Origin of the sequence: Paenibacillus sp. JNUCC32, assembly GCF_014863545.1 — a bacterium.
In the GTDB taxonomy this organism is placed as follows: domain Bacteria; phylum Bacillota; class Bacilli; order Paenibacillales; family Paenibacillaceae; genus Paenibacillus_AQ; species Paenibacillus_AQ lautus_A.
In genome coordinates, this window is sequence record NZ_CP062260.1 from 3,761,442 (window position 1) to 3,785,662 (window position 24,221).

The following is a 24,221-nucleotide window of genomic DNA, read 5'->3' on the forward strand; positions in this document are numbered from 1 at the left end:
TTCCAACGTACTCTTTGTGACAAAAAAAAATTAGGAGGGGTAGTGTCATGAAATCATGTAAACAACGAGCCAAGCAGCTGAGCCTGATGCTTTTGTTCATCCTGGGTGCTTGCTTGTACGGCGGGGGGAACACCGCGTTAGCGGCCGGAGAAATCACGTTATACACGCCATATACGTCGATTTCCGTTCCGCCTGGAGAAGTCATCAATTACCCGCTAGAGGTCAAAAACAATACGAATAGCGTCATTACGGTTCCACTGCAAATCAACAGCCTCCCGAGCGGCTGGAGCACCAAGCTAAACGGTGGAGGCTGGCAGCTGAAGGAGGTATCGGTGAAGCCCGGCGAATCCGAATCGGTGACCCTGGAGGTAACCGTGCCGCTTAAGGTAGATAAAGGCTCCTACCGGTTTCAATTAACCGCGGGCTCGATGGCCAGTCTGCAGTTAACCGTGGATATCACGGAAAAAGGAACCTATCAAACCGAGCTCACAACCGATCAGGCCAATCTGGAGGGCCACGCCGATTCCACGTTCACCTACACGGTGAATCTGCAAAACCGAACGGCCAATAAGCAAAACTATGCCCTGAGCGCCGATGCCCAGGCGGGTTGGGACGTTACGTTCACGTCAGGCGGCAAGCAGGTATCCTCCGTCGAAATCGAAGCAGGCGCAAGCCAATCCATTACCGTCGATGTCAAGCCGCCTGCGGAGGTGACGGAAGGCTCCTTCTCCATTCCGATCCGCGCCTCCAATTCATCGACGTCCTCCGAGCTTGCGCTGGAAGCCGTCATTACAGGGTCTTACGGGCTGGAGCTTACAACGCCAAGCGGCTTGCTCAGCACGAATGTCAATGCGGGCGGAAGCAAAACCATAGAGCTGCTGGTGAAGAATACGGGCACCGCACCACTCTCGGACATTAATCTCAGCGCCGATACGCCGGTGGACTGGGAGGTCAGCTTTAATCCGAAAACGATCGAGAATCTGCCTGCAGGCAAATCCACAACGGTAGAAGCCAAGCTGACTTCAAGCGACAAAGCCATCGCCGGCGATTATGTTACGAGCCTGAAAGCCGCTGCGGCCGAAGCAAGCTCCGACGCCCAATTCCGCGTAGCCGTCAAAGGTTCCATGCTATGGGGCTGGATCGGCGTGCTTGTCATATTAGCCATTCTGGGAGGCATCTATGTCCTCATTCGCAAATACGGAAGGAGATGACCCTGATGGATACGGTCATTGACATTCAGGAACTGACGAAGAGTTACCACGACACGAGAGCGGTGGACCGTTTATCCCTTCAAATCAGGCGGGGCGAGATCTTCGGCCTGCTCGGTCCGAACGGTGCGGGCAAATCCACCACGATCCTGATGCTGCTGGGGCTGAGCGAACCGGATTCGGGATCGATAAGCGTGCTTGGCATCAATCCGACAAGAGAGCCGATTCCGGTGAAGCGGCGGGTTGGGTACCTTCCGGATGACGTCGGCTTTTACGAAGACCGTACCGGCATGGAAAACCTGATGCTAACCGCGCGGTTGAATCGAATTCCGGATAACCAAGCCCGCGAAAGGGCATTGGAGCTGCTGGAGCAGGTAGGTCTCACGCATGCTGCCCACAAGAAGACGGGGGCTTATTCCCGCGGGATGCGGCAGCGGCTCGGACTTGCCGACGTCTTAATGAAATCCCCCGAAATCATCATTCTTGACGAACCGACCCTGGGCATCGATCCGACAGGTATGGAAGAGCTGCTGCGGTTGATTCGGAAGCTCAGCCGCGAGCAAGGATTGACCGTGCTGTTATCGTCCCATCAGCTCCACCAGGTTCAGCAGATTTGCGACCGCGTCGGCTTGTTCGTTCGGGGACGGCTCCTCGCCGAAGGCGATGTCGGGAGTCTGTCCCGAACTCTGTTTGCGGATGATCCCATTATGATCACGGCGGAGCTGGATGAGCTTGTGCCCGAATTGCGGGATGCCATCGGCAGCATCCCAGGGGTTCACCAGATCGAAGTTCCGCCTGCCGAGAGCGGTCCGGCTGAATCAAACGACACGCTGACCAGAGAGCTGCCAATTAAAGTTCTGATTCGGGCCGATAGGGATTGCAGCCCGGAGATTGCCCAAACGGTCGTAAATGCAGGCGTTCGGCTGTTCTCGCTGAATCGCCAGCAGCACGGCCTGGACGAAATCTACCACCGTTATTTTGCAGGAGGTGAGGAGCATGGCAGAACGAACGACGCCAAGCATACCGGCTAAGCTGACCGGCATGGGCCGCCGGCTGCAAGCCTTATTCGAAAGCAGGAAAAAGGGATCTGCCAAGCCCGCCCGGGCCCCCGGAGAAACGGCAGCCGAAAAATCCGCCCAACCCTCCATGCCCTCGGCATTCGGCGTGCTTGTCCGCAAAGAAATAGCGGACCATATCCGCAGCTGGCGCTTCATCCTGCTGCTAGGCATCATTGCCCTAACCTGCGTAGCCTCGCTGTATACCGCCATGAACAGCATCCGGGAAGCCCTCGGATCGGAGAACGGGGTCCATGATTTTGTCATTCTGAAGCTGTTCACCATCTCGGACGGCACCCTTCCGACCTTCATCGGGTTTGTCGGTTTCCTGGGTCCTTTGCTCGGAATCGGCATGGGTTTTGATGCCATCAACAGTGAACGGAACAAAGGCACGCTCAGCCGAATCATGGCCCAGCCGATTCATCGCGACGATCTGCTCAATGCGAAATTCGCGGCTTCCCTGATCGTCATCAGCATCATGTTTATCACGCTCGGGCTGTTGACCATGGCACTGGGCACCCTGATTATCGGCATTCCGCCTACCTTTGAGGAATTTTTACGGATCATCAGTTTTCTGGTCGTGACGATCTGTTACGTCGGCTTCTGGCTGAATCTGTCCATTACGTTCTCCGTAAGGTTCCGACAGCCAGCCACCTCCGCCTTGTCGAGCATAGCCGTCTGGCTGTTCTTCAGCTTCTTCTTTGACATGATCCTGCAGCTGCTGTCGCGGGGACTGGCTCCCAGTACTGCCTCGGCGACGGTCCAAGATGTCATGACCTATCAGAATCTGATGCTGTGGCTAGGCCGGCTGTCGCCGTATACCCTGTTCAATGAAGCGACGACCACCCTGTTGATGCCATCCATCCGCAATCTCGGTCCGCTCACGCAGGAGCAGGTGTATGGAGCCATTGCCAGTCCGCTGCCGTTCGGCCAAAGCCTGCTGCTCGTCTGGCCGCAAATTATCGGGCTGGCCGCAGCCACGCTGATCTGCTTTGCCATCTCCTACGTCCTGTTCCTCCGCCAGGAGATTCGAGGCCGGTCCTGATCTTCAGGCTATACGAACAAGCTCATCTGAAGAATTCTTCAGATGAGCTTGTTTTTTTATCGAGCGTTCAAGCGTTCTCAAGTTATATGATTTGTTCTACCTTCCTTGCACGACGGCTTGCGACAGGAACCCAATCTTCTGCAGCCAACCCTCGCACAGGCGCGTCCATTGCGAAACACTGGCATCTTCTTCCGCAAGGCCAAGGCCATGCCGGCCTTCCGGGAAAACATGCAGTTCGAACGGAATTTGCTGCTTGCTCAGCGATCCGGCATACATCAGGCTGTTCTCGACCGGGACCGCGCCGTCATCCGCGGTATGCCACAGAAAGGAAGGCGGGGTATCCGGTTTTACCGCCCATTCGAGGGACATCGCATTCCTTAAGTCTTCCGCCGGATTCTCCCCCAACAAATTGATCATGGAGCCCTCATGGTAGTAGTCCTTAAATGAAATGACCGGGTAACAGAGAATGGATGCGTTCGGACGGGAGCCCTGCCTCTCAACGCGATCTTCGGCCTCCGGATTTCCTTCATCGAAATAGGTGCTTGCACTGGCCGCGAGATGTCCGCCGGCAGAGAATCCGAGAATTCCGATGCGTTCCGGATCGATGTTCCATTCCTTGGCATGATGCCTTACGAGCCGAATCGCCCGCTGGGCATCATACAGCGGATAAGGATGCCGGTACGGGGCAACCCGATAATGAACGACGAATGCCGATAAGCCGATCGAATTCAGCCACAGGGCCACCGGATCGCCCTCATGATCTGCCCGCCGTCCATATCCGCCGCCCGGCAGAACGAGCACGGCTCCGTGTGGTGTTTCTTTTTGTAGAAGATAAGGTGTCATATAAGGCGTGAACGACTCTTCCATCGACGCATATCCTGGTGTATCCTGTTCCCAAAGCTTCATTCTATCCATTCCTTTCCGACTTCATAATTGTCGTTGTCCTTCGAATCGATTTCTTTCAGCCGCAACTCTCTTCGGGTCCAAGCAAATCAAGCCTCAACGGTGTAAACGCATCCAAAAGAGCGGATGGCTCGAGTGCTTTCACGCCATGCTCCGCTCCGCCCGGAATGACGATGGTGTCTCCCTGACGCACAAGGGTCGTCTCGCCGTTGATATAGAATTCAATGGCTCCCTTCAGGCAATAACTCATCTGCTCATGGGGATGACTGTGGAGTGCTCCTTCCGCTCCTGCTTCAAAGTGAACCTCCATCATCATCAGACCGGTCCCAGGTTTAAATACCTTCCTCGTCACACCGGGCTCCGCTTGCTCCCAAACCCCGATCTCTGCCATCCTCTTTCTCCTCTCCTGTGCCAAGCGCCGTATTTACGCACCATCGATTCTTCCGTAAACGACCTTTCTACTTCTTCGGCGAAGGGCATGGATTTTCCTATGGCCATCACCAAAAAAATCGAAATGTCCGCACGAAGATGGATCTTTCTTAATGAGAAGGTCCTTGCCTTCAGACCCGCAACTATATATCTGCAGCTGCCCGAAGATTGGAGAATGCGGAATCGGCGGCATCCAGCTTTCGCTCCTGCAGCCCGCCCAGCTCCCGCAGCGAATAGCGGATCAGAATCGCCTGGGTTCCCGCATTCATATCCCCCTCTATCTCTCCATTGCCCAGCGGAACCGCCTCCGGCATGTCGGGATAATACTCTCCCGGCTTTACCTGAGCCACATTCGGCGCCGGCGGGGAATGATCGATTACCCGTGAAAATCCGCCGTCCGCGCGTTTGAGACGCGCCATATTCTGCAAGGTGATTTCCGCGATGATCCGAACATCCTGCTCCGGGATGCGCGGCTTCATCGATGTGAGGAGACTGATCGGGTTCCGGATATAACACATATCAACGGCCTCCTCGCTTTGCAGTGCACGCATCAACGAATGGTATATTTCCGATATCCGCGGCAAAGGGGCTTGAAACCGATTATAGAACGTCAGCAGCTTGAAGGTTCCCGATATTCGGACATAAGGCGTGCCTTCGCCCCACAGCCCCGTCGCCGGATCTTGTATGCTCGCAAAATACGACAGCGCCTCACGCAAAAACGGCTCCCTCTCTTCCTGCGGCATTTGGGATAAATAAGGGGCCGAATTACACAGACGATCGCAGCCGCGCCAGCTGTTCACCAGACTGATCGAGCGCAGCCACTTCGTGTATTCCTCGTGAGAGCGGCAGTATGCCGGAGCCATATGCCGATTGCCCGGCAGCAGGTGCAAGGGGGCTGCACCCAACTTGCGGAGTGCTCCCACGCTGTACCCAAGCGCTCGTCCCACCATCACATCGTCTGTTCTCATATTGGGATCGGCATCATAAAAGTAACCCGTCGCGGGGTCTTGTTTGGACTGAAAAAACCGAACGAGCCCCGCCTTGATGCCATCGGACAGTCTTTGCAGAAGCCCGCATCGCTCGATAATGCCCAATGCCTGCGCGGTCGACTCGATGTCCGGAACGAACGCCCCGGAATCCCGTGAACTGCGGGCATAATAGAAACCGCCGGAAGCCGCGTCGTATTGCCCCTCGAGCCATTCGAAGAAGCCTTCAAACAGCCTGTCGCCGCCTGCCAGAATATCCTCTAATCCCTGTGCCATTTCTACCCCTTCTTTCAGCTGCTTATGACGTTATATGAAAAATTCCGGAAAATCACCCTGCCTTTACCGATGGCATCCAATCCGACGCGGAGACTCTGAAATCCGCCAAACGTGTTATGATGGAACCCTGAAACATCCGCGACCTTGTCGTACCGGATCCACTGCGTCCCCTCGAAGCTGTAATAGAACGAAACGATATGCGCATCGTTAACCAACCGCAGAAATGCCCTGCGAGTATGGTTCGGCATCGTGCCGTATCCCTTGAATGACCGGAAATGCCGGACTCCGCGCTCGTTGACTCCCATGCCGAGATATGCCGCATCGTTGTAATAGAGCAGCAGTCGGCCCTCCGCCGGACCCTCCACGATAATCTCGACCTCTGCTGAGTAACGCTTATGGCCAGCCATGTAGAGCAGCGGAGAAGCTTTGGCTTCCTCGGGTGCTGCTTCGGCTGCCAACTCATGATTCCCCGGACGGAACCGGGTGGAAGGCTCCACGCCTTCGCACTGCCAATGAAGGCCCAGTTCAGATCCGGCAAAGGTATCCCTGAATGAAACGCTTTGATTCACCACATTGATTTCTTCTTTGTCATCCGGCCCATCATGCTGGTCAAGCCTCTCATAGTCTTCCGCAGCATGAAACCACCCGTCCGAGGTCCATTCGATCGGTTCGAGCAACGTCTGCCGACCGAGCGAATGAAATCCGCCCGCATATGCATGGTAGACCATCCACCACTGGCCGTCAGGACTGTCGATCAGCGAGGCATGTCCCTTGGACCACCAGGGCTCCTCCTTGGATTCCGTATGAACGACCGGGTTATAGGGCGAATGCTCCCACGGCCCCCATGGCGTTCGGGATCTTGACGATACGGCCATATGGCTTGTAGGCGGTCCTGCCGTCCCCCCGACAGCTACCGTCAGATAATAATATCCGTCGCGAACGGTCATCTTCGGCCCTTCCAGGCTGTATGCCTCTACGACCCAAGCCTCCGGATACCGCCAGCCGTTATACACATGCCTCACTTCGCCCGCGACCGCGAGCCCGTCTGCCGTAAGCTCTACAAAATCACCGCCCGACATATGCAAATAACGCTTTCCGTCCGGTCCTGCCGTATGCCCCGGATCAATTCCCTTGATCCCCAGATTGATCGGCTTGCTCCACGGTCCCGCCGGACTGGCTGCCGTAACGACCCAATTCGTCCGCCCTGCCGGATAATAGATGTAATACCTCCCGTTATGCGCGACGAAATCCGGCGCCCACACATCTCCCTCGTAATGGGGCAGTGCGGCCCCGATCCGGCTCCAATTCAGCAAATCACGCGAATGCCAGATGACGAGCCCGGGCGTCAGCTTGTAGGATGAATGCGTCATGTAATAATCTTCGCCGACCCGGATGATCGACGGGTCCGCATAATTGCCGGCCATGATCGGTACACACCGTTTCTTTTCCAACACGCTCCTTCGCTCCTCTCTATCCCTTGATGGATCCCAGCAGCGCGCCCTTCGCAAAATGCTTCTGCAGGAAGGGATATACGCACAGTATTGGCAGCGTGGCAATGACGATGACCGCCATTTTCACCGTCTGTTCCGGCGGGCGGACGAATTCGTCCATGCCGGAGGTATCGGCCGCCAAGCCGCTGGCAAGAATGACGATCTGCCGCAGTATGACCTGCACTGGCCATTTGGCAGCGTCATTCAGGTACAGAATCGCCGACATATACGTATTCCAGTAGGTAACCGCATAAAAGAGCGATATGGTTGCAATGGCTGGCATCGACAGCGGAATCACGATTCGGAACAGGATGCCCCAATCTCCCGCTCCGTCGATTTTTGCTGATTCCTCCAGACCTTCGGGCAGGTTCTGAAAAAAGTTTCGCATGATGATGAGGTTGAAGGCATTGATCGCCGTCGGGACAATCAAGGCCGCATACGTATCGATGAGCCCCATTTCCTTCACCACGAGGAACGTCGGTATCATCCCCCCGCTGAACAGCATCGTGAACAAGACCATGAACATGATGAAATTCCGGCCCTCCAAATCCCTGCGCGACAGCCCGTAGGCCATCAGGCAGGTTAACAGCATGCTGAACATAGTGCCCAGGAAGGTGACGCCAACGGAAACGCCAAGCGAACGAAAAACCGTATTGGTCGAAAACACGTACTTATAAGCGTCAAGGGACCATACGGTCGGAAACAGGACAAACTGCTTCTGCGCCAGCTCCGTCACCGTCGTGAACGATCCGGCGATGACGTGAAGGAAAGGCAGAATGGTAACGAGGCCGATGATCGACAGCAGCGTGTAGTTCACGATATCGAAGATTCGGCTCGATATCGTTTTATCTTGTACCATAGCGGTCCACCTTTCTCATAATTAATAGATGCCTTCTTCTCCGGCCTTTTTGGCCAGCCAATTGGCCAGCATCACCAGAATGAGACCGATCAGCGATTTAAAGAACCCGACCGCCGTGCTGAAGCTGAACTGTCCTTGCTTCAGACCCGCGGTGTACACATACGTATCGAAAATCTCCGCAACATCCCGGTTCATCGAGTTTAAGAGGAGATAGATATGTTCGAACCCAAGTTCCAGCACGTCGCCGATTTTCAAAATCAATAAAACGACGATCACGCTTCGAATCGAAGGGAGCGTGATATGCCACATTTGCCGAAAGCGGCTGGCTCCGTCAATTCGGGACGCTTCGTATAAACCCGGATCAATCGCGGCCATGGCGGCCAAATAAATGATGGTCCCCCAGCCGGCCTCACGCCAGATGATCTGCAGGACATACATCGGCCTGAACCACTCGCTGCTCATCAGGAAATTGATTTTTTCGAATCCGGCCATAACCAGCAGCTCATTGATGATGCCGCGATCCATCGAGAGCATGACAAACGAAATGGATACGATGATGACCCACGACATGAAATGGGGAATGTACACCAGCGTCTGGATAAAACGTTTAAACGCTTCGCGCCGGACCTCGTTGAGCATTAAGGCAAGAATGATCGGCACGGGGAAATAAAATGCCAGGTTCAAGAAAAACAGCAACAGCGTGTTGCCTAATATCGTGAAGAACATCGGCTCGGTAAACAGCCGCTCAAAGTGCTTGAGCCCCACCCAGGGGCTGCCCGTTACGCCCAGATAAGCCTGATAATCCTGGAAGGCTATGATCAATCCCGACATCGGGATGTATTTAAAGATCAGGAAGTATAAAAATCCCGGAAGTATCATGAGATAGATCGCCCGGTTTTTAACGATTCTTCTCATTCGACCGGACTCCGGTATTGTGGGGGCGTCCTTGCGCATCCCGGTCTTCACTGCGGTTTCGCTCATGATCTCAGACTTCCTTTCTGCCCCGAAGCCTGCCGGAGACTGCAGCATTGCTGTCTCCGGCCGTTCGGGATGCTGGCATGTTCGTTATTTGGAAGATTCGTAGGAAACGTTGAACTCATCGATGATTTGCTGACCGCCGCTCTTTAGCCAGTTGTCCACGACGGCTTGGAATCCGGCCTCGTCCAGATCTCCGAGCATGAACCGATACGTGCCGTCCTTGATCATCTCCTGCAGCTGCACGCCCTTTTCGTTAAACGTCTTGGAGTCCAGGGAAGCCGAAGGATCCTCTATGAGATAATCATTGTTCTCCACGATCATTTCCTCCGCCTTCGCTTTAACAGGAAGCATATGCTTCGGCTCATAGAATCCTTCGATCGTTAGCGGCCCGCCCACCTGCATCGCTTGATAAGGCTTCACTTCACGATCGGTCAGCTTGGTGTCCTCCGAAGGAACGACCTTGCCTTCCTCCAGCTGGTGGTGCTGTCCTTCCACTCCCCAATAGATCAGGTTGCCGAGCTCAGGGCTCATCAGCTGATCCATGAAGGCAAGCACTCCTGTCAGTTCTTCCTCCGATTTGATGGCTGTTTTCGGAAAGAGTATCACCGAGCCGTAGCCGGGAACCGACCAGATTCCGAAGCCGTTCGGTCCCCCCTCGATTTTATTCTGAACATCGAGCTCCGCATCCGGATTCACTTCGACGACCTTGGGATGCAGGCTGGATACGTCCCCCATCGCTCCGATATAAACGCCCGATTTGCCGGTAATGAACAAATTTTGCTGATCGGTTTTGCTGGTAACCGGGAAATCCTGATTGATCAACCCTTCCTGATGAAGTTTCTTGAAGAATTTCATCGTCTCCATATATTCGGGGAACATAAACTCGGGAGCCAGCTTGCCGTCCTTCTCGCCCCAGTTATTCGGTGTCCCGAGCCATGAGCTTATCGTTTTGAATGCCCCATAGATCAGATCGTTCCGGTCCGTCAACGGAATCGTGTCGTCTTGGCCGTTGCCGTCAGGATCCTTTTCCTTGAACTGCTTCAGCATATTATAGAACTCGTCAATATTGGTCGGAGCGCTGAGCCCAAGCTTGTCGGCCCAATCCTTGCGATAAATGATGCCCTGGCGCGACAAAGGCACTTCACGGTATAACGCATAGATTTTGCCGTCCACCGCCGTGTTCTTTAACACATCGGGTTTCAGCTTGCTGAGGTTCGGGTACTGATCCAGCAGCGGCCCGATTTCCCAGAATTGCCCGTTGCGGATCGCGTCCCGCATATTGACTAGCGAAGCGGCATTCTTCAGATACGTCACCTGCGGCAGCGTTCCGGTTGCGAAGGATGCATTGACCTTCTCGTCGTAAGTGCCGTCCGGCACCCACTGAATGTCAAGCTTGGTGCCCGTTTTCTCTTCCAGCAGCTTCTCGATCATGTCGGAAGGAACTTCAGGGGTGTGGAGGTTGGCCATGATCGAGATGGCAACCGGTTCGCTTGGTTTCTCGCCTTGCGCCTGACCTCCATTTGTGCTGCTGCCGGTTGCTGCAGGGGCGGAGCCGCCGCCACAGCCCGCCAACACGGATAAAGCGGTTACAATTGCCAGGATGGTACTGGCTTTTTTCTTCTTCATCATCTGACCTCCGTTATAATTGGGTTAAGGACTGACAAGAAACAGCTTAGATGACGGAAGCTCGGTGCGTATATAATCCTTCGATTGGATATGGGGAGTTCGGCCGCACCCGGCATAGGGAGCCGGGGGAATCAAATCTAATGATTACATAGGCAATGGGATCGCCGATGATGGCGCGACAACAAAAAAACCGCCGGGGAAATCAATCCCCTAGCGGTATTTCTCATGCAGATACGGTCCCACCGTGCTTCGATACGAAGCATCATATTCCTCGATAATCTGGCTTCCCCCTTCTTCAAGCCAACGGTCGATCTCCGCCTCGAACCCCTTCTCATCGATCATTCCCAGCATGAATTGATAGGTGGCGTCCCGCATGCGTTCATTCAATCGGACGCCGATCTCGTTATACAGCGGAGATTCGAGCGGTGCGGTAGGATCATAGATGAGGAAGCTTTCATTATCATAAATCAGCCGCTCGGCTTTATCCTTGACCTTATTCGTGTTAACCGGCTCCAGCATGCCCGGGATGGTGCTGAAGCTTCCGGCCATCAAAGCCTGGTAAGGCTTCACGTCCTTCTCCCTCAGCTCAAAAGCATCCACCGCCACCGCTTTGCCATCCTGTACGGTATAGTGGGTGCCCTCGATTCCCCAATACATCAGGTTCGCAAGCTCTGGACTCATTAGCGCATCGTAGAAGGAGAGCACATTCTTCAATTCCTCTTCCGTGGCGATCGCGGACTTCGGAAACAAGATGACCGTTCCGTATCCCTGCGATGCCCATATCCCGAACCCTTCCGGCCCGCGAACCCGATTCTGAACATCGAGTACGGCCTCAGGGTCATTCGCCAGCAGCCTTGACTGCAGAGACAGGACGTCCCCCATCGCGCCGATATAGACCCCGGCTTTCCCCGTAATGAACAGCTCCTGCTGGTCCGTCTTGCTGGTAATCGGAAAATCTTCATTCACCAGTCCTTCGCTATGCAGCATCTTAAAGAATTTCATCGTTTCCATATACTGCGGAAAGACGAATTCCGGCTGCAACGAATCGTTGTACCATCCCCAACGATTCGGCGTTCCGTAGTAGGAGCTGATCGTCTTGAAAGCCCCGTAAATCAAGTCGTTGCGGTCCGTTAAGCCGATGGTATCATCGATGCCGTTGTTGTCCGGATCGTTAAATGTAAACCCTTTCAGCATTTCGTACAAATCGTCAAGCGTTTCCGGCGCCGGAAGCCCCAGCCGATCCGCCCAATCCTTTCGGTAAATGATGCCCGATCGGGCCAAGGCACGCTCCTGATACAGGCTGTACAGCTTCCCGTCAATAGCGGTATTCCTTAAAACCTCGGGCTTCAATCGCTTTAAATTCGGATAGCCGTCAAGGTACGGGCCGATTTCCCAGAACAGCCCGCTTCGTATTTCATCCCTGAAGTAGGACAAGGATGCGGCATTCTTGAGATAGAGGACTTGCGGCAAGGTCCCTGTCGCAAGCGCTGCAAACACTTTTTCATCATAACTGCCGTCCGGCACCCACTGGATGTCCAGCTGAACGCCCGTTTTTTCCTCGATCTCTTTCTCGATCCGATCGGATGGAATCTCGGTGGTGTGCAGGTTGGCCATCATCGAAATGCGGGTACTCCGTTCAAAAGACGCATTTCCGCCATCCGCCCCCGATGAGCGGGCCATGGTGATGCAAGCAGCCGATACCAATAGGATAGCGAGCGTAAGCATAACATAGTTTGACAGACGGGTCATCAATCCGTTCTACCTCCGTTCCCCCATGTTTCTTGCGGATCCCAAGTGACTGAGACGATCATATCATATGTACATCTTTTTTCATGACAAACCAGGATGATCAAATCCAGTGATTATTCATTTTGAAATGATTATTGAATGTAACGGGGGTTGCCCATACAATGATTATACACTTTGTTAAACAGGAAGGTGTACCTATTGCATCCAAAAAGTAGCTTTTATTCTAAAATGGTCCTGTTCGGCTGCTTCATCAGCATCATTCCTCTTGTGGCCCTCGGCTTCTTCTCGTTCATGAAATCATCCACCTCCGTGCAAAACCATGTCAACAGCAGCAACATCCAGATCATGAATCAAACGAACAGCAATCTTGAACAGGTGCTGAGGACCGTAGACTATACACTGAATTACGTCATCAATTCCAACATGCTGCAAAGCGCCTTATATCGTCCCCTTTCCTATTATGACTTCCAGCTGTATAACAAACTGAGAGAAGAGATGAGTCTGCTGCAGTCTCCCGAAACCAAAGTAACGGACGTCATTCTTGCGAATGCGACAAGCAACTGGCTGATCAATAACCGGGGCATGTACGAATTTAATGAATACGCTTCCAAAGAGACGCTCCTGAAGCTTCTCGAGCTGCAAGGAAACTCCAATTGGATGATGCTGGAGACCGAATCCCTCGGCTCCAGCGATACGCTCAGTTATGCCTGCCCCTATACGATCGCCCTTGTGAAGAAAATGCCGCTCTCTTCCTCCAGCGCACGGGGCGTCGCGCTTGCCACCATTCCCAGCTGCAGTCTTGCCGCCATGATGGACAGCCCTTCCGAATCCCGGGAGGTCATGGTGCTGGACCACAATTACCGGATCGTTGTGCATCCGGAGCAAGGGAAACTGGGACTATATCTGACCGATACCGGGTATGCGGAGGCGGAGCTGGACCATTTTGACAGCAAATCGGGGCAGTTCGAGACGAAGATCGACAACAGGCAAGTGTCGGTTACCTACGTGCGTTCCGATTTTAACGGCTGGCTGTATGCCTCCTTCACCGAAATGTCCGCCATCACGAAGGAGTCCCGTTCCATCGGCTGGTTTACGCTGTATATCTGCCTGCTGATGATCGGTTTCAGCGTCCTGATTGTATGGCTTGGAACGCGGAAGATGTATACGCCGATCCGTCACATTTTCGAAAATATCGTGGAGCGTCTCCCGGAAATCCAAGCGAACAAAAAGAGCGAGCTGCAAGTCATCGACGAACATATCCGGGATATGTTCAATTCGAATACCAAGCTCCGCAGCGAGCTTCGGCAGACGAGCCAGCAGGTGCGCACCTTTTTCCTCCATAAACTGTTCCTGGGCAAGATCAATCCGCCCGAAGCGATGGAACAAATCGAGATGTTCGGCTTCAAGGAGCAAGTATCCGCATGGGAACAGCTGGCGGTCTTCACCCTCCAGATCGACATGCTGGACGAAACCCGCTATGAACGCAAAGACCGGGATTTGCTGCTGTTTGCCGTCAACAATATCATCGAGGAGATGATCCCCTCCTCCCACCGGCTCCCCTCCGTCATTATCGACCTTACGCAGGTTACGCTCATCGGACGAGGCGGCATCACGCCTGAGGCATTCAACGATTATGTGTATACCCTATCGGAGGAGATCCAGAAGACGACGCGAAGTTTCCTGGACCTGGAGGTCAGCATCGGCATCAGCCTGCCTTACGACAACCTGTCCAAAACGTCGCGCGCTTACCAGGAAGGGCTTGAAGCCCTGAAACACCGCATCAAGCTGGGAACCGGCGTCATCGTCCCTTATTTCAGCCTGAACTCCGGCAAGCATACCCGGGTCTACTTCTACCCGATGCAGGTGGAGAACGAGCTGATCGATGCCATCAAGCTGGCTGACGAGGAACGGGCCGTGGAGCTTCTGAGGCAGTGGCTGGACGAGGTGTTTCGCAAGGACCGGACGCCGCATGAGTATCAAATCTCGCTCATCCGGCTGTTGAATGACCTGATGATCGTGATGCAGGAGAACGGGATCATGCTGGAGCAGCTCGACATCCGGGACAGCTCCCTCGTGGAGGAGCTTCTTCGGCTCTACACCAATCCCGATATCGAGAGCTGGTTCAAATCCCGGATCATCCGGCCGATGGTGAGTGTGTTCAGGGATCGCCAGGACTCTCAATACCAGAACCTCTCCGAGCAGATGATCGAGATGATCCGCAAGGAATTCGACCGCAACATTACGCTTGAGGAATGTGCTTCGCGCCTCCATTACAACAATTTTTATCTAAGCAGCGTGTTCAAGAAAGAAACCAACATGTCCTTCAGCGAATACCTGTCCCAATACCGCTTCAAGATGTCCAAGAAATGGCTTGTCGAAACCGATATGCCCATTAAGGATATTGCGGAGAAGCTGAGTTACAACAATTCGCAGAACTTTATCCGGTCCTTCCGCAAGCTGGAGGGGATGACGCCCGGGCAATATCGCAGCAAATACAAAACCGGATCATAAGCCTTGTAAAACGGCATCAGATTACCAAAAAAGGTCACCTGTGTCCCGTACTTTTCCTAAGGATGAGCATCTACAATTAGAATAGTCACTTTTTGTGCCGATTGTTGATCATTTACGAAACCATCCCAAAAGGAGAATCTGTGCCATGATACGAGAAATGCAGGCCGATATCGTCATTCTCGGCGGCGGGACAGGAGGAACAGCCGCTGCGCTTGCCGCCGCCAAATCAGGAAAAACCGTCATCATGACCGAGGAAACGACTTGGATCGGGGGACAGCTGACCAGTCAGGCGGTTCCGCCCGACGAGCATCCGTGGATTGAATCCTTTGGCTGCACGCGCAGCTACCGGCAGTTCCGCGAAGGCGTCCGCCAGTACTATCGCGATTATTTTCCCATGACGCCCGAGGCCAGATCCAACGTGCAGTTGAATCCTGGCAGCGGCATCGTCAGCCGGCTGTGCCATGAGCCCCGCACGGCGCTCGCCGTGCTGCACCAAATGCTGGCCCCGTACATTCACAGCGGGCGGCTGACGATCCTGTATCAATATGCGGCGGAGTCTGCCGACGTTTCAGGGGATCGCGTGGACAGCGTAACCGTGCGTCATCTTGAAACCGAGGATCAAATCGTCCTCCGCGCCCCGTTCTTCGTGGATGCCACCGAGCTAGGGGATCTGCTTCCGCTGGCAGGCATCGAATATGTCACCGGTGCGGAGTCCAAATCCCAGACAGGGGAGCCGCACGCCGTCGACGGCGATCCGCTGCCGCAGGACATGCAGGGCTTTACGTATTGTTTTGCCGTGGACTATCTGGAGGGTGAAGACCATACGATTGAGAAGCCCGCGCTTTATGATTTTTGGCGGGAGTATAAACCCGATTTCTGGCCGGATAAGCTGTTAAGCCTGACCGCCGTCAAGCCGTCGACGAATGAGCCGGTCGAGTATGAGATTTTCCCGGGACACGGCAAGTTCCCGCTTTATCAATACCGTCAAATCCTGGACCCGAAGCATTTTGCCGAAGGTACGTTCGACAGTTCGGTGTCGCTAGTGAACTGGCCGCAGAACGACTACTGGCTGGGTTCCATTATCGATGTGCCGAAGGAAGAGGCCGACCATCATATTGATCAAGCTAAACAGCTCAGCTTGTCCCTGCTGTACTGGCTTCAAACCGAGGTGCCCCGGCCGGATGGCGGACAGGGTTATCCCGGACTGCGTCTGCGTCCCGATGTGGTTGGAACGGAAGACGGAATGGCCATGTATCCTTACATCCGTGAGTCGAGAAGAATTCAGGCCGAGTTCACGGTCCTGGAACAGCATGTGGCAACCGAATCGCGCCCTGACGGAGTTGCCGAAACGTTCCACGATTCCGTCGGTATCGGCTGTTACCGGATCGATTTGCACCCGAGCACGGGTGAGCGTCCTTACATTGATATCTCTTCCCTGCCATTTCAAATTCCGCTGGGCAGCTTAATACCGAAGCGGGTGAAGAATGTGCTGGCGGCCAGCAAAAACATCGGGGTCACCCACATTACGAACGGCTGCTACCGGCTGCATCCTGTAGAATGGAACATCGGCGAGGCCGCCGGATACTGCATCAGCCATTGCCTGGATCATGACATTCTGCCGACGGATGTTCGGAACGACGAAGATAGACTGGCCAGCTTCCAGCAAAAGCTCGTAAGCGAAGGCATCGAGCTGGCATGGCCGGCACTCCGGCCCGTCTGATCCGCCGCTATAGAACCGCTGCAAAAACCAGCTCAAGGGCAACGCCCTGAGCTGGTTTTGGTTTTTCCATTTTATAACTCATCAGCCGTTACGTATTGAATCTGATCGGGGAAATGGCGATCCATGCTGCACACCGACAGCTTGTACCCTTCTTCCAGCGCATATTGCTTAAAATAGTAGGTTCCTCCGTTATCGCCAACCACGGGTGCCCACTCCCATTCACCGCCTTGCCGCTCCATTACAAAAGAATCCAACGGCAAATGCAACCCTTTGCCAACGGCCTTGATGTAGCTTTCTTTTAGCGTCCATAAATCAAAGAAGCGGGAAAGCCGTTCGGATGGAGGGCAGTTAAGCAGCGCGTTAAACTCGGTTTTATGGAAATAACGTTTGGCGATATCCATATCGATGTTCTCCATTTTCTCGACGTCGATCCCGACCGGCTCATAGCCGACGGCGCACACGACCCACTGCCCGGAATGGGAGACGTTAAAATGCAGGTTATCATGATCCTTCAAGAATGGTTTGCCGTAAGCGTTTCTGATGATTTCCATATTCGTCCGTTCCCGTCCCAGCTTATCCCGAAGCATGCGATGGGCCAATGCATCGCCAAGCACCGAACGCTGGTAATCGCTCGCCCTTCTGAACTTGGACACATACTCCTGTCGATCAGGGGACAGCGTCTGGAACAAGGTCCGAAACGTTTCGTCGCGGATATGATCCGAATTCCGGATCGCGTAGACCTCCACAGCGCTTGGATGATTCTCATTAAAAGTGTCCATAACTCCGCCCTTTCTCTAAACATAGTCCCGTGTTCACTTCGATATGTACGTTCCGTTCCCCTGCTTCTTTCCGCCCTCCTGCTGCCTTTTCCTCATATACGGGGGAAGGAATGATCATTGACAACGGAAAGACCACCCTACCATAATGGAGAAAATTATCGTTTAAATGAAGGTGGGGGTTCGATTGGACACGCAATCGGTTTTGGATCAAGCGGTGGACTTGTTTACGGAGGAGCTGGGCAGCCATTTGGTCGGCGTTTACTTGCATGGTTCCTTGGCTATGGGCTGTTTCAACCCGGAAGCAAGCGACGTGGATCTGCTGGTCGTGGCAGCAAGGCAGCCGTCCCGGGATCAATTGAGGCGGCTTGCCAACAAACTCATAGCCCTCCACGATGGAATGGCCAATCAGCAGGGATTGGAACTGAGCCTGGTCCTGGAGTCCAGTCTTCGGGAGCTCGTCTATCCGCCACCATTCGAATTCCACTACTCCGCCTTCCATCGCGAGAGGTATCTGGCCGATGACGATTACCTATGCGGCGGATTCCAAGATGCGGACCTGGCCGCCCATTATACCGTGATCTATCATCGGGGCATTGCACTGTACGGCAAACCCGTTCGCGAGGTCTTCCCGTCCGTGGACCGATCCTATTACGTTCAAGCCATCCTCGAGGATGTAGAGAGTGCGGTACAGGATATTACCGCCTCTCCTGTGTATTACACGCTGAACCTTTGCCGGGTGCTGTACTATCTGAGGGAAGGCGTGGTGTCCTCCAAAAAAGAAGGAGGCGAATGGGGGCTTCGCGCACTTCCCTCGCAGTATCACCCGATGATCGAGCATGCCCTGCATCAATATACCGGCGGAGCCGGGAAACCTGCGGAATCCGCACCGGACGGACTCATCACGTTTGCCGGCGACATGCTGGAGCGAATCCGGAAGGTTCTATGATTGACAAGGATGCTTCACCAAGACTTAAATCCAAAAGGTGCTCAATACAATCACCAACAGGATATACAATACCAGAACAATGCCTACCGAAGTTCCGTATCCGCCGCCGTAGCAACATTTATCGTAGCTCATCGATATAAACCTCCTTGCGAAGTGGTATGGTACAGTTTATGTAAACAGATGCCCTTAGACAGGGCATTTCGGCAATGATGATCAGAATGTGCATGAGTCTAATTTCCATGTCATGCCTCCTGCATATCCGAAGCAGAGTTCGGTACATCCGCTTACCTCCTATTTATTGGAACTTTGTACAAATTCCTGCGTAATATTGACTTTAAGGAGCTGATCTCATTCTGAAGCGAGGTGCTTAATATGAAAAAATTCAGGTTTGGAAGATCCCGTATCGAAAACTGGGCAAACATCCTTACCCTCATCACTGATACCGTGTTATATATCCCGCGACTGATGATGAAGCTATTCAACTGATGGCTGGTCAGTTGCCGCAGCGATGCACTAAAATCCCACTTAGATTTAGAAAGTCTATTACAGTCTCACGATCGACAGGAGGGAATCGGTTGAAGATTATACTCAAACTGTATTCGGAGTATTTAATTATCCCGCGTTCTTTTCGATTATGGGTTCTGTGGGGTTGGATCATTTTATTTATAGCTGTTGGAATTAGATATAATTGGTTCTTCTAGGAGAGTTTCTTATGGATAAATTAACGATCATAATGGTTAAGTCTCTGGCCGTTGTTATATTCATCCTTCTATTTATCGGTGTTTTCTTGCTCGGCAGATTCGTTGGTAACGCAACTCCTTGGTACGTAACAACCTCCTTCCTGATACTGTTGATTGTTAGATGGGTTTACTTAAGAATAAAAAATAACACTAACGATACGGATCGATAATAATCTATCCGTATTTAATAGATCGTTGCTTATGTGCAACGCCCTGGTACATAACAAAGACCCGTTCGATAGGATCGAACGGGTCTTTGGCTTTAACGATTAATGAATTCTGCCATCTGCAGCATTCTGGTTAATACGACCGCTCCTTCAGCACGGGTAGAATGTGCCTTTGGAACGAACTTGTCAGAAGAACGTCCCTCCATCAGACCTGAATGGACGATGGCCGACACGGCCTCTTCGGACCAGGATGCGATGCGGTCACGATCCTTGAACCCTTCCAATATGGAGCCGGAGTCTCCTGTCTCCAGATCCTTGCCGGCAAGCTTCAGCGCCCGGAGCAGCAAGACACTCATCTGCTCACGGGTAATCTCCTCGTCCGGACGGAATGTGCCATTGCTGAAGCCTTCGATCAGCCCACTCTCCACAGCCGTAGCGACAGCGGACGCAAACCAATCGTTTGCCTTCACGTCCTGGAAGCCCGTGTCGGCTCCCTGATCCTTCAACCCGAGCGCACGGACGAGCATGGCCGTGAACTGCGCTCTCGTGATCGGCTCGTTCGGACCAAAACGCGTATCGCTCAGTCCTTCAATCAATTTTTTCGAGGCCAGCAGCGATACGTCTTCGCGGGCCCAATGACTGCTTAAATCCTCAAATGTCTTCGCATGGGAGACAACGGAATAAACACCGCTCTCCCTCCATTTGAACTCCGCTTGGGAGGTACCGTTCGATGTGCGAATGAGCGCCGGTACGAAGACCAGCTTGCCGGAAGCCGGATCCATCCGCAGCACCGTCGTTTGGGATGGACTGGCGACACGGGATAGAACCTTCGTAAACTTAGCGTAAGGTCCTTTCAGTGCCGGAAGTGTCGACAACTTGTCACCTTGTTTCCAAGCCAAGGTTATGGCAAGCGATGCATCCAGCATGGAGGCTCCCTCCTCCAGTGCTGCCTTCATCCGGTCCTCTTCTTCTTTCGAAGCAAACCCGACGCGGATCTGCAAGCTTTCCGCCGTCCCTCGCTGCTGCAAAGCTTCCGTCAGCGACTGGAGCGGTATTTCCAATCGCCCTTGGGAGGATTCCAACACGATGGAGCCCCCCGGCAGGTCTTTCACGGCGGCGCTCAGCCCTTGAACCGGCAAGTGAAGAACGACGGAATCCGAAGCGTCGGTCACCGAATACGTAAGCACGCGTGAAGCCGCCGGCAGCTTGCTAAGCCGTGCCACATCATCGAGCAAAGACTTCTCGTTTGCATCCGCTATGATGACCGTCCTGCCGTCCGGTGCCGTCTCTTTCTTGATGTTCAAGCGCTCGGGTTCGGTCGGTTTTGGAGGGGTCGGCGTCGTTCCTCCACCAGGTGAACCGGATCCTCCGCCCGGATTTCCCGGATCGGATCCGCCGTCTCCCGTAGAAGTCCGGATGACCTCAAACGTCTTGCTGTTTGTTTTGAAGTTGTCAACGAATACGTCCACGGTGATCGAATTGGCGCCCGTTTGCAGCGGCACGTTCGCTGTAAATTCACCTTTCGCCGACAGGGTCGCATCGGCACCGTTCACCTTCACGGTCGCTTGGCCGGGTCCGAGAACTTCGACCAGCCCTGTCAACGCAAGCTGGCTGGCGCGCGTTTCCTTGCCTTCGTCGTCCATCAGCCCGCTTAATATGGCCGAACGAACCTGGTCGCCCGTATTGTAAGCATTGGCCACGAGCTGACGAAGCGTTCTTGTGCCTGACGGATCCAGAGCGGAAATAACAAAACCTCCCGCAGGTATGACGCTGTTATTCTCTTCCGGGGCTCCCCAGCTCCAGTTGATCGCTTGGTTCCGGTTGACTACTCGCGTCACGTGACCCGTGTTATCCACAACCACTTCAACCCCGAAGCGGTTCGTGCCCGTGGAGTATCCGAAGGCTTCCGTCATCACGTTGACGTTGCCCTCGATCCGGTTGATATTATAGAAATTGCCTTCCAGGAACGAATCCGGGCTTCCCGGCAAGCTCATGCCGAGCTGGTAGTCCTTCACCCACTCCTTATCTTGGAGAGCGGCAGCCGCGATCGGCCAGTTGACCTGGGATGCGTCAAACAGCATCAGGCCGTTCGTGGACTTCAGCCCCGCCTGGAATACTTCGCGCTGGACGGCCGGCGCCTGCACGTTGTTCATGGCAATGCCTGCATACAGCGGAATTTCCCCGTTCGTTACGATATTGCCGAGCGTAATGTATTTCTGGATTTCCTGACTGGTGGTCTGATAAGCCCCGATCATCAGAAAATCCAAATATTCGATATATCCGGTTTGGTAATATTCCGGCGTATACACCGATTCGTCCGGCATGCCAAGTGCGGGATTGAACCGGAAGTTCTTGCTGCCCCAGTTGACGCCGTTTAGATAATACGTTTCATACCAGGATCCTACATAAGAGGATACCTCGATCTTTCTGCCTTCTGAAACTTCATAGGAATCCACCAGCGCCTTCACTTCGCCGAAGAAGCTCTGAATCGTGCCCGAACGGAATTCCCACCATTCCTGAATCAGCGGGCCGTATACCCTTACATTGTTTTCATAGGAGAAGATATCGTTTGGCCAATTGACAAGCTGCTTGCCCCGGGCCTGCAAAAACTGCTCGAACTTCACGCGGGTTTCGTCGCTGAAATCGGCCCCTTCGTTGTCATACCGGCTTCGGTCATGGACGACCCCGTCCACGTCGTAGTTCTTGATGATTTCCTCGAACGTTCTGAGCTGATAATCCCGAACCTCGTCATTGGACGGGTTGACGAAGGCTACCAGACCCTGCTTTTTGCTTTCGCGCAGACGCTTGATCTCGCCGTTGTTTTCAGGGAAATACACGCGTTCTTCCCAATCGAGGTGGTCGTTCAGAACCGCATACTCGTTATGGGCGATCGATCCTTCGGCAAACACGTTGATCGCCGCATGAATCTCTAATCCCAGGGCATGACCATGGTCAATGAACTCCTGCAGCAGATCCAGATCCGGACTTGCCCCCGCCTTTTCGGGTGCTTTGATCTCGCTGACGTAAGGTCTGCCTGTCAAATCGTTCTTTTTGTACGAAACATAGCCTTCAACGCCCTTCACGTCAAACGCGACCGAAGTCACGCCCGTTTCCTTGGCTTTTTGCAGAAATGCCAAAACATCCTCGCTGGTTTTGAACTTTCTCGCATTGGATGCCTGGTCCACCCAGAGAATGACTTCTTTTTCCGGAGAAAAACCAGGTCTGGCAAACACGGCCAAATGACGCACATCCTGCTCGATGTCATTCTTCATCACTTTGACTTCGATATAGTTGGTGCCGTTTGTTAACGTATAATTGTGAGTGAAGGTGCCGTCCGCTTCAAACGGAATCTCGTTCCCGTTCACCAGCAGCTTGATGGCCGTAACATCGTCCATGTTGTCGATGCGCCCCGTAATGGCGGTGCTGCCTTCCGTTACGGTGTACATCGTCTGGTTATCCAGCGTGAGACGTGCAATGAGACCGTTGCCGCTCATGATGTCGCGTACCTGAACCACTTCCCCGTTCTTGCGCAGCTTGATCATGTCGCCGACCTTAAAGTTCTCGGCCAAATACCGCTTGATGTTGTTGCCTGCATAGCTGTTGTCCTGTGCCATCAGCACATAACCGCCTTCGGGTATTTCAAGATCGGTCGGTCCGGTCCATACCGGAGGCTTGCCGTTGATCGAAGGATTGACCACCAGCAATACGCGGTTGTTGGCATCCACCTGCACGGCCACATTGGTCTGGGGAATCGTGATGGAGCTGCCGTAATCTCTCGTAAATACCGCCACGATGTTCGGCACGCCCGTGACATCCTTATCGACGTAATCCAGCTTCTTGCGCGGACCTTCGATGTCGATCGTAATATCCTTCGGTGCCGCCTCGACTTCAATATAATCCTGGTTCTCGATCGGTTCGTACACGATGTTCAGCGTTTGGACGGCCAATTCGCCGTCTCCCTTAAACAGCTTTACCTCAGCCGCGTTCGGGCCCGGTTCCAAATACACATTCGTGCGGAACACGCCATCCGCCGTAAGCGCCGTTTCATCGCCATTGACGGTCACGCTTAAATCCAGGTCCGCGGCATAGTTCGCCACAAAACCCGCAATCTCAATGACCGGGATATCCACGGTCGCATCGTTTGGCGTAAGCAGATGCAGCTCCGGAGGCAGCGGATCCGGCCCTGGCCCCGGCTGATCCGGCAGGAAATCGGCTGCTTTCACTTCGACGCCCGCGCGCATCAGCTTCACCGAATCTCCTGTTTTGTTTTGATTAAAGAGAGGCTTTTGAAAAGCGGATTGCTCCCACGGAAGCGTCCCGCCGGCCACGACAACATAACCGCCGGCCGGAATCGGCAGCAGCGTGCCCGGATCCCAGGCAGTCGGAGGATCGTCTTTCGGTCCGAGAATGTCCAGCACTTGACCGCCGGCATCCACCGAGACCGCGACATGAAGCGTGGGAACCCATACCTCATCGGTGTACACGGAGCCCGTAACCGAAGCGCCGCTCGTGTACAGCGCCAAGTAGTCATTTTTGCTCTCCAGCGCGTCGCCTGCCACGTTGATATCCGTGAATTCCAGACTGTTTCCGCCTTGGGAGACCAGCGTAACCGGCTCGGGAACCGCGCTTTGAGCCGGGGGAATTTCGTTATCCGCGAACGCGGAAGAACCAATCGGCACGATGAGCGATACGATCAGCGACAAACTGAGGAGCAGCGCGATCCGCCTGCGAAATAAACGATACATCAAGGAATA

Annotated in this window: 17 protein-coding genes; 6 read left to right on the forward strand and 11 right to left on the reverse strand. The window is 53.8% G+C overall.

Annotated elements, in window-relative coordinates; genetic code table 11:
• Positions 1 to 47 precede the first annotated feature (47 nt).
• The 3 genes from JNUCC32_RS16965 to JNUCC32_RS16975 are packed head-to-tail and all read left to right on the forward strand — an operon-like array spanning position 48 to position 3,308.
• Positions 48 to 1,211 carry an NEW3 domain-containing protein gene (locus tag JNUCC32_RS16965; RefSeq protein ID WP_192569264.1) on the forward strand — a complete coding sequence of 388 codons (1,164 nt, stop codon included), beginning with the start codon at positions 48 to 50 and terminating at the stop codon, positions 1,209 to 1,211.
• 5 nt (positions 1,212 to 1,216) lie between these two features.
• On the forward strand, positions 1,217 to 2,239 hold the full coding sequence (locus tag JNUCC32_RS16970) for an ABC transporter ATP-binding protein (RefSeq protein WP_192569265.1): 1,023 nt from the start codon (positions 1,217 to 1,219) through the stop codon (positions 2,237 to 2,239).
• On the forward strand, positions 2,205 to 3,308 hold the full coding sequence (locus tag JNUCC32_RS16975) for an ABC transporter permease (protein WP_228468769.1): 1,104 nt from the start codon (positions 2,205 to 2,207) through the stop codon (positions 3,306 to 3,308). The genes JNUCC32_RS16970 and JNUCC32_RS16975 overlap by 35 nt, the downstream gene beginning before the upstream one ends.
• A 96-nt stretch (positions 3,309 to 3,404) precedes the next feature.
• On the opposite strand, the gene JNUCC32_RS16980 is transcribed toward JNUCC32_RS16975, so the two are convergent.
• From JNUCC32_RS16980 to JNUCC32_RS17015, 8 genes are all read right to left on the reverse strand, one after another.
• Positions 3,405 to 4,214: an alpha/beta hydrolase gene (locus JNUCC32_RS16980; protein ID WP_192569266.1), complete on the reverse strand. Its 810-nt coding sequence runs from the start codon at positions 4,212 to 4,214 to the stop codon at positions 3,405 to 3,407.
• 55 nt (positions 4,215 to 4,269) lie between these two features.
• The gene (locus tag JNUCC32_RS16985) at positions 4,270 to 4,602 is read right to left on the reverse strand and encodes a cupin domain-containing protein (RefSeq protein WP_192569267.1); all 333 of its coding nucleotides are present in this window, start codon (positions 4,600 to 4,602) and stop codon (positions 4,270 to 4,272) included.
• A gap of 181 nt (positions 4,603 to 4,783) precedes the next feature.
• Entirely contained in the window at positions 4,784 to 5,902 is a 1,119-nt protein-coding gene (locus tag JNUCC32_RS16990) for a hypothetical protein (RefSeq protein WP_192569268.1), read from the reverse strand.
• Between the two features lie 14 nt (positions 5,903 to 5,916).
• Entirely contained in the window at positions 5,917 to 7,326 is a 1,410-nt protein-coding gene (locus JNUCC32_RS16995; protein WP_430623468.1) for a family 43 glycosylhydrolase, read from the reverse strand.
• Positions 7,327 to 7,372: 46 nt separating this feature from the next.
• Positions 7,373 to 8,251, reverse strand: coding sequence for a carbohydrate ABC transporter permease (locus tag JNUCC32_RS17000; protein WP_192569269.1), 879 nt, complete (start codon positions 8,249 to 8,251; stop codon positions 7,373 to 7,375).
• 21 nt (positions 8,252 to 8,272) lie between these two features.
• A complete protein-coding gene (locus JNUCC32_RS17005) occupies positions 8,273 to 9,166 on the reverse strand; it encodes an ABC transporter permease (protein WP_375121119.1) in 894 nt (297 codons plus the stop codon).
• Between the two features lie 150 nt (positions 9,167 to 9,316).
• Positions 9,317 to 10,855: an extracellular solute-binding protein gene (locus JNUCC32_RS17010; RefSeq protein WP_192569270.1), complete on the reverse strand. Its 1,539-nt coding sequence runs from the start codon at positions 10,853 to 10,855 to the stop codon at positions 9,317 to 9,319.
• Between the two features lie 210 nt (positions 10,856 to 11,065).
• Positions 11,066 to 12,604 (reverse strand): extracellular solute-binding protein, encoded by a 1,539-nt coding sequence (locus tag JNUCC32_RS17015; RefSeq protein WP_192572684.1) that lies wholly within the window; start codon positions 12,602 to 12,604, stop codon positions 11,066 to 11,068.
• A gap of 198 nt (positions 12,605 to 12,802) precedes the next feature.
• On the opposite strand from JNUCC32_RS17015, the gene JNUCC32_RS17020 reads away from it, so the two are divergent.
• Together JNUCC32_RS17020 and JNUCC32_RS17025 are read left to right on the forward strand one after the other, a co-directional pair.
• Positions 12,803 to 15,115 carry an AraC family transcriptional regulator gene (locus JNUCC32_RS17020; protein WP_192569271.1) on the forward strand — a complete coding sequence of 771 codons (2,313 nt, stop codon included), beginning with the start codon at positions 12,803 to 12,805 and terminating at the stop codon, positions 15,113 to 15,115.
• A gap of 145 nt (positions 15,116 to 15,260) precedes the next feature.
• Positions 15,261 to 16,835, forward strand: a complete 1,575-nt coding sequence (locus JNUCC32_RS17025) for an FAD-dependent oxidoreductase (protein ID WP_192569272.1) — start codon at positions 15,261 to 15,263, stop codon at positions 16,833 to 16,835.
• Between the two features lie 71 nt (positions 16,836 to 16,906).
• On the opposite strand, the gene JNUCC32_RS17030 is transcribed toward JNUCC32_RS17025, so the two are convergent.
• A complete protein-coding gene (locus tag JNUCC32_RS17030) occupies positions 16,907 to 17,614 on the reverse strand; it encodes a 4'-phosphopantetheinyl transferase family protein (RefSeq protein WP_228468771.1) in 708 nt (235 codons plus the stop codon).
• 184 nt (positions 17,615 to 17,798) lie between these two features.
• Here JNUCC32_RS17030 and JNUCC32_RS17035 point away from each other — a divergent pair, with 184 nt between their 5' ends.
• The gene (locus JNUCC32_RS17035; RefSeq protein WP_192569273.1) at positions 17,799 to 18,560 is read left to right on the forward strand and encodes an aminoglycoside adenylyltransferase domain-containing protein; all 762 of its coding nucleotides are present in this window, start codon (positions 17,799 to 17,801) and stop codon (positions 18,558 to 18,560) included.
• 24 nt (positions 18,561 to 18,584) lie between these two features.
• Here the strand turns inward: JNUCC32_RS17035 and JNUCC32_RS17040 are convergent, their stop codons facing one another.
• Both JNUCC32_RS17040 and JNUCC32_RS17045 read right to left on the reverse strand, forming a co-directional pair.
• Positions 18,585 to 18,692 carry a sporulation protein YjcZ gene (locus JNUCC32_RS17040; RefSeq protein WP_192569274.1) on the reverse strand — a complete coding sequence of 36 codons (108 nt, stop codon included), beginning with the start codon at positions 18,690 to 18,692 and terminating at the stop codon, positions 18,585 to 18,587.
• An 870-nt stretch (positions 18,693 to 19,562) separates the two neighbouring features.
• On the reverse strand, positions 19,563 to 24,212 hold the full coding sequence (locus JNUCC32_RS17045) for an S-layer homology domain-containing protein (protein WP_192569275.1): 4,650 nt from the start codon (positions 24,210 to 24,212) through the stop codon (positions 19,563 to 19,565).
• Positions 24,213 to 24,221 lie beyond the last annotated feature (9 nt).

Bases quoted from the DNA above. Each gene is read 5' to 3' on its own strand.
- JNUCC32_RS16965 (WP_192569264.1), top strand. From the start codon at position 48: ATGAAATCATGTAAACAACGAGCCAAGCAGCTGAGCCTGATGCTTTTG.
- JNUCC32_RS16970 (WP_192569265.1), top strand. From the start codon at position 1,217: ATGGATACGGTCATTGACATTCAGGAACTGACGAAGAGTTACCACGAC.
- JNUCC32_RS16975 (WP_228468769.1), top strand. From the start codon at position 2,205: ATGGCAGAACGAACGACGCCAAGCATACCGGCTAAGCTGACCGGCATG.
- JNUCC32_RS16980 (WP_192569266.1), bottom strand. From the start codon at position 4,214: ATGAAGCTTTGGGAACAGGATACACCAGGATATGCGTCGATGGAAGAG.
- JNUCC32_RS16985 (WP_192569267.1), bottom strand. From the start codon at position 4,602: ATGGCAGAGATCGGGGTTTGGGAGCAAGCGGAGCCCGGTGTGACGAGG.
- JNUCC32_RS16990 (WP_192569268.1), bottom strand. From the start codon at position 5,902: ATGGCACAGGGATTAGAGGATATTCTGGCAGGCGGCGACAGGCTGTTT.
- JNUCC32_RS16995 (WP_430623468.1), bottom strand. From the start codon at position 7,326: ATGGCCGGCAATTATGCGGACCCGTCGATCATCCGGGTCGGCGAAGAT.
- JNUCC32_RS17000 (WP_192569269.1), bottom strand. From the start codon at position 8,251: ATGGTACAAGATAAAACGATATCGAGCCGAATCTTCGATATCGTGAAC.
- JNUCC32_RS17005 (WP_375121119.1), bottom strand. From the start codon at position 9,166: ATGAGAAGAATCGTTAAAAACCGGGCGATCTATCTCATGATACTTCCG.
- JNUCC32_RS17010 (WP_192569270.1), bottom strand. From the start codon at position 10,855: ATGAAGAAGAAAAAAGCCAGTACCATCCTGGCAATTGTAACCGCTTTA.
- JNUCC32_RS17015 (WP_192572684.1), bottom strand. From the start codon at position 12,604: ATGACCCGTCTGTCAAACTATGTTATGCTTACGCTCGCTATCCTATTG.
- JNUCC32_RS17025 (WP_192569272.1), top strand. From the start codon at position 15,261: ATGATACGAGAAATGCAGGCCGATATCGTCATTCTCGGCGGCGGGACA.
- JNUCC32_RS17030 (WP_228468771.1), bottom strand. From the start codon at position 17,614: ATGGACACTTTTAATGAGAATCATCCAAGCGCTGTGGAGGTCTACGCG.
- JNUCC32_RS17040 (WP_192569274.1), bottom strand. From the start codon at position 18,692: ATGAGCTACGATAAATGTTGCTACGGCGGCGGATACGGAACTTCGGTA.
- JNUCC32_RS17045 (WP_192569275.1), bottom strand. From the start codon at position 24,212: ATGTATCGTTTATTTCGCAGGCGGATCGCGCTGCTCCTCAGTTTGTCG.